The following is a 6,385-nucleotide window of genomic DNA, read 5'->3' on the forward strand; positions in this document are numbered from 1 at the left end:
CGCCGACAACGCCCGCTCGCACTCGGCCATCCGCTCCGCGAACACCGGCGAGGTGTCCAGCAACTCCACCGCCATACCGGCCCACTGCGAACCCTGCCCGGGAAACACGAACACCGGGCCCTGACCACCGCCACCGTCCGCGCGCCCCCGCACCACCCCCGGGTCCGGACGCCCTTCCGCGATGGCCGCCACTCCCCGCAGCAACTCCGACCGTTCCGCGCCGACCACCACCGCGCGATGGTCCAGCGCGGCTCGGGACAGCGCCAGGGAGTGCGCCACGGAGTCGACGGGCAGAGTCTGATGCGCGGTCAGGTGGGCGGCCAGGCGCGACGCCTGGGCTCGTAGCGCGTCCTCCGTGTGACCGGAGAGCGTCCACGGGACGGGGCCCTGGCCACATGCCGGGGCGGGCTCGGACGTCGTGTCGGGCGCCGGGGCCTGTTCCAGGACCACATGCGCGTTCGTGCCGCTGATTCCGAAGGACGACACGGCCGCCCGCCGGGGAGCGCCCGTGTCCGGCCACTCCCTCTGCTCCGTGAGCAGCTCCACCGCGCCCGCCGACCAGTCGACCTCCTTGGACGGTTCGTCGATGTGCAGGGTCCTCGGCAGCACCCCGTGCCGCAGCGCCAGCACCGTCTTGATCACACCGGCCGCGCCGGACACCGCCTGCGTGTGCCCGATGTTCGACTTCAACGACCCCACGTACAGCGGTCGTTCACGGTCGCGGCCGTACGCCGCCAGCAGGGCCTGCGCCTCGATCGGGTCGCCCAGCCGGGTCCCGGTGCCGTGGGCCTCGACCGCGTCCACGTCGGACGGGGTGAGGCCCGCGTCGGCGAGGGCGGCGCGGATCACCCGCTGTTGGGCCGGGCCGTTGGGGGCGCTCAGTCCGTTCGAGGCACCGTCCTGGTTGGTGGCCGAGCCGCGCACCGTCGCGAGCACGGGGTGACCGTTGCGCCGCGCGTCCGAGAGGCGTTCCACGACGAGGAAGGCAACTCCCTCGGACCAGCCGGTCCCGTCGGCGGCGTCCGCGAAGGCCTTGCAGCGGCCGTCGGGGGCGAGGCCGCCCTGCCGGGCGAACTCGTCGAAGGCGCCCGGTGTGGGCATCACGGCCACGCCGCCGGTGAGGGCGAGGTCGCACTCGCCGCCACGCAGGGCCTGGCCCGCGAGGTGCAGGGAGACCAGGGAGGAGGAGCAGGCCGTGTCCACGGTGAGGGCCGGGCCCTCCAGGCCGAGGGCGTAGGCGATCCGGCCCGACATCACACTGCCGCTGTTGCCGGTGAGCAGGTAGCCGCCGGCGTCGGGCGCGTCGCCCAGGAGGGCGCCGTAGCCGGTGGGCGAGCCTCCGACGAAGACGCCGGTGCGGGTGCAGCGCAGCGAAGCCGGGTCGATCCCGGACCGTTCGATCGCCTCCCACGACACCTCCAGGAGCAGGCGTTGCTGGGGGTCCATCGCCAAGGCCTCGCGCGGGGAGATACCGAAGAACTCCGCGTCGAAGCCACCGATGTCCTGGAGGAAGCCGCCGCGCAGGCCGTCCGACGGCCCCCACCTGTCCCAGCCGCGGTCGTCGGGCGCGGCGGCGATCTCGTCGCGGCCCTCGACGACGAGCCGCCACAGGTCCTCGGGGCCGGTGACACCGCCGGGGAGGCGGCAGGCCATCCCGACGATCGCCAGGGGTTCCTCGTGGTCCGCCCGCCGTACGACGACCGTCCGGGCCACCGCGGGGTCGCTCCCGCCGTGAAGTTCGCGGTGCAGGAGTTCGGCGAGGGCGGTGGGGGTGGGATGGTCGAAGACGAGGGTGGCGGGCAGCCGGAGGCCGGTGGCCGTGTTGAGCCGGTTGCGGAGTTCGGTCGCGGTGAGCGAGTCGAAACCGAGGTCCTTGAACGGGCGGTGGGCGTCGACCTCCGCCACGTCGGAGTGACCCAGCACCGACGCGGCACGTGTCCGCACCAACTCCAGCAGGACGGCACGCCGTTCACCGTCCGTGAGTCCGGTGAGTCGGCGCCGCAGGCCTCCGCCCGGCTCGTCGGCCTCCCCCGTCGCCTCGCCGCTGTCGGGGGCGTCCGGCTCGTTCTTCAGCGCGCGGGCGGCCTCCGGGATGTCCTCGATCAGGGGGCGGTGGCGGGCGCCCGCGTAGACGGGGGCGAAGCGGGACCATTCCGTGTCGGTGACGGTGAGGCAGGGCTCGCCGTACTCGACCGCTTCCCTCATGACGGACAGCGCGAGCGCGGGGTCCATGAGGGCCAGCCCCATCCGGGACAGGGACTCCTCGTCGAGGTCGGCGGCCATGCCGTCGGAGCGCCAGGTGCCCCAGGCGAGCGAGGTCGCGGGCAGGCCCCGGGCGTGGCGGGCCTGGGCGAGACCGTCGAGGTAGGCGTTGGCCGCCGCATAGGCGCCCTGGGAGCCGCCACCCCAGGAGGCGGCTCCCGAGGAGAAGAGGACGAACGCGTCCAGGTCCAGGCCGGCGGTGAGTTCGTCGAGGTGGCGGGCGCCGGTCGCCTTGCCGGTGACGACCTCCTCGATCTCCTCGGGGGTCAGGTCCCGCACCTTGGTGTAGCGCACGATGCCGGCGGCGTGGACGACGGCGGTCAGCGGGGTCTCTGCCGGTACGGCCGCCAGGACGGCGGCCAGGGCGTCGCGGTCGGCCATGTCGCAGGCCGCCAGGGTCACTTCCGTGCCCAGGGCGCGGAGTTCGGCCGCGAGGGTCTCCGCACCCGGTGCCCCGGCGCCGCGACGGCTGGTCAGCACCACCCGTTCGGCGCCCTCCCGGGCCAGCCACCTGGCGACGTGCGCGCCGACGCCGCCCGTGCCGCCGGTGACCAGGACGGTGCCGCGGGGCTTCCACGCGCGGGCCGGGCCGCGCGCGGCAAGCGGTGCGCGCACGAGGCGTCGGACGTACACCTCCGGCCCGCGCACGGCGAGTTGGTCCTCCCCGTCGGCGGCGCCCGCGAGGACGGCCGTGAGCAGGGCGCCCGTGTCGTCGTCCCAGACGGCGGGCAGGTCGACGAGGCCTCCCCACCATGCGGGTTCCTCCAGGCCGACGACCTGCCCCAGGCCCCACAGTTGGGTCGCCTCGGGTCGTACGGTGTCCCCGGGGGCGACCGCGGCCGCGTCCGCCGTCACCCACCACAGCGGCGCCCGGGTCCCTGCGGACCGCAGCTCGCGCACCAGGTCGACGGCGGCCTCGACCGTGTCGGGCAGGGCGACGACCCCCGCGAAGTCACCGGGCACGGCGCGTGCGGCGACCTGCACCTCGGCACCGGCCGCCCGCAGGGCCCGCGCGACCTCGGCGCCGGCCCCCGCCCCCGGCTCCACCAGCAGCCAACGGCCGGTCAGGACCCGGTCGTCCGGCGCGTGATCTCCCTGGGCGGCGCCGATCCGGTGGCTCGCCGGAGTGTCCGTCGGTACGGCCGCCGAATCGTCCGTCGGACCGACCGTCAGAAGCCCCGCCGGAGTGTCCGTCGCGGCCGCGCCCGCGGTCAGCCGGCGGCGCCGCCACACCACCCGGTAGCGCCAGTCGTCCACCACCCGGCCCCGGCCCGCGTGCGCACGGGTGTCGGGCCAGTGGCGGCGGTGCTGGAAGGCGTACGTCGGCAGGTCCACCCGTCGGGCGCCCGTGCCCGCGTACACCGTGCGCCAGTCCACGGCCGCACCGTGCACGTGCGCCTCGGCCAGCGCCGACAGCAGGGCCACGGTCTCGTCCCGGTCCCGGCGCAGGGCCGCCACGGCCGTCAGCTCGGGCACGGTCTCCCGCACCGCCGAGACCAGCGAACCGTCCGGGCCGAGCTCCAGGACCGTCCCCACGCCCTGCTCACGCAGCGCGCGCACCCCGTCGGCGAACCGCACGGTCGCCCGCACGTGCCGCACCCAGTACTCGGGGGTGCACAGCTCCTCCCCCGCGATCCGGCCGGTCACGTTCGACACGACGGGGATCACCGGCTCGGCGAACCGGACGTCCGCGAGGACCTCGGCGAACTCCTCCAGCATCGGTTCCATCAGCGCGGAGTGGAAGGCGTGGCTGACGGCCAGCCGTCGCACCCGGCGCCCCTCGGCCGCGAACCGGTCGGCCAGGTCGCGTACGGCGTCCTCGGCGCCGGAGAGGACGAGCGAGGAGGGACCGTTCACGGCCGCCACCGACACCCCGGTGTCGCGAGGGATCTCGGTCTCCTCCGCCCGCACCGCCCACATCGCGCCGCCCGGGGGCAGTGCCCCCATCAGCCGCCCGCGCGCCGCGACCACCCGGCACGCGTCAGCAAGCGTCCACACGCCTGCCACGTGAGCCGCGACCATCTCGCCCACAGAATGCCCGAGCACCACATACGGCTTCACTCCCCATGACTCGACCAACCGGAACTGCGCCACTTCCAGCGCGAACAGCGCGGGCTGGGCCCAGTCGGTGGACTCCAGCACCTCCGCGGGACCGTCGAGGACGACCGTCCTCAGCGGCCCGGGCAACACGGCGTCGAAGGCCGCGCACACCTCGTCGAACGCGGCGGCGAACACCGGGAACGTCTCGTACAGCCCGCGTCCCATTCCGACCCGTTGGGACCCCTGGCCGGAGAACACCACCGCGAGCCCGCCGTCGGCGGCTGTGCCCCGCACCAGTCCGGGAAAGTCCTCGCCGTCGACGAGGGCGCGCAGTCCGCTCGTCAGGGCGGACAGGCCGGTGCCGGGCACGGTGACGGCGGCGCGGTGTTCCATGAGGGCGCGGGTGGTGGCCAGGGAGTGGGCGAGGTCCGGCAGGCGGGTGCCGGGACGCCGTTCGAGGTGGGCGAGGAGGCGTACGGCCTGGGCGCGCAGGGCCGGCGCGCTGTGCGCGCTCAGCGGCACGGCCACGGCGGGCAGCGGTGGGCGCGGGGGGGCCGGGTCCTGGCCTTCCCCGTCGGGCTCCGGGTCCTCCTCGGGGGCCTGTTCGAGGATCACATGGGCGTTGGTGCCGCTGATCCCGAAGGACGAGACGCCCGCCCGGCGCGGGCGGTCCACCGCCGGCCACTCCGTCTCCCGCGTCAGCACCCGCACCGCGCCGGCCGACCAGTCGACCTGCCGGGTCGGCTCGTCGACGTGGAGGGTGCGCGGCAGCACCCCGTGCCGGAGCGCCATGACCGTCTTGACGACTCCCGCGATGCCCGCGGCGAACTGCGTGTGCCCGATGTTCGACTTCACCGAGCCGACCCACAACGGCCGTTCCCCCGGCCGTCCTTGTCCGTACGTCGCCAGCAGGGCCTGGGCCTCGATCGGGTCGCCGAGCCGGGTGCCCGTGCCGTGGGCCTCGACGGCGTCCACGTCCGCCGGTGACAGCCCGGCGTTCGCCAGCGCGTCGCGGATCACGCGTTGTTGGGCCGGTCCGTTCGGCGCTGTCAGGCCGTTGGACGCGCCGTCCTGGTTCACCGCCGAGCCGCGCACCACCGCCAGTACGGGGTGGCCGTGGCGTCGGGCGTCGGAGAGCCGCTCGATCACCAGCACGCCCGCGCCCTCGCCCCAGCCGGTGCCGTCGGCGGTGTCGGCGAAGGCCTTGCAGCGGCCGTCGGAGGCCGATCCGCCCTGACTGTCGAACTCGCCGTAGATGGCCGGTGACGTCATGACGAGGACGCCGCCGACGAGGGCCAGGTCGCACTCGCCGCCGCGCAGGGACTGGCCCGCGAGGTGGAGGCCGACGAGCGAGGAGGAGCAGGCGGTGTCGACGGTGAGGGCGGGGCCTTCGAGGCCGAGGTGGTAGGCGATGCGCCCGGACATGATGCTGGCGGGCAGGCCGGTGAGGGCGTATCCGTCGGTGTTCTCCGGGGATGCGCCGAGGAGGACGCCGTACTCCTGGGTGGCGCCGCCGACGAAGACGCCGGTGCGGGTGGAGCGCAGGGACAGGGGGTCGATGCCGGCGCGTTCGAGGGCCTCCCAGGACACCTCCAGGAGCAGTCGCTGCTGGGGGTCCATCGCGAGGGCCTCGCGGGGCGAGACACGGAAGAAGGCGGCGTCGAAGTCGCCGGCGCCGGCGAGGAAGGCGCCCTGGTGGCGGGGGTCGTAGGCCGGGTGGTGCTCCCAGCCGCGGTCGGCGGGCGGGCCGGTCATGACGTCACGGCCCTCGGTGACCAGCCGCCACAGGTCGTCCGGGTCGTCCACTCCGTCGGGGAAGCGGCAGCCGATGCCGACGACGGCCAGCGGCTCCGTGGCGGCGGAGGTGAGCCGCTGGTTGTGCCGACGCAGCCTCTCGTTCTCCAGGAGGGAGGCGCGCAGCGCGTCGATGACCTCGTCGAGAGATGTGTTCATGCCTCGGGCTCCCACTCGTTCTGCCGCTGGTGGTGGACGCTTTGGGGCTGCTCGGGGGGTGCCCCGGCAAAGAGCCGGCCGTCATCCCGGGGATGCGGGGCCTCATCCCGGGGATGCGGGGCCCCTAAGG

The 6,385-nt window shown here is 75.0% G+C and carries 1 protein-coding gene and 1 pseudogene; both read right to left on the minus strand.

Annotated elements, in window-relative coordinates:
* Positions 1-6,192, minus strand: a 6,192-nt coding sequence (locus tag P1P70_RS38215; RefSeq protein WP_413471642.1) for an SDR family NAD(P)-dependent oxidoreductase, incomplete at its 3' end; no start/stop codon positions are given.
* Positions 6,175-6,255 (minus strand): annotated as a pseudogene (locus P1P70_RS45920) (polyketide synthase docking domain-containing protein); the annotation flags it as partial. The gene P1P70_RS38215 and the pseudogene P1P70_RS45920, both read right to left, overlap by 18 nt.
* Positions 6,256-6,385: the final 130 nt, after the last annotated feature.

The sequence above is a fragment of the Streptomyces sp. MB09-02B genome, from assembly GCF_033794485.1.
GTDB lineage: Bacteria > Actinomycetota > Actinomycetes > Streptomycetales > Streptomycetaceae > Streptomyces.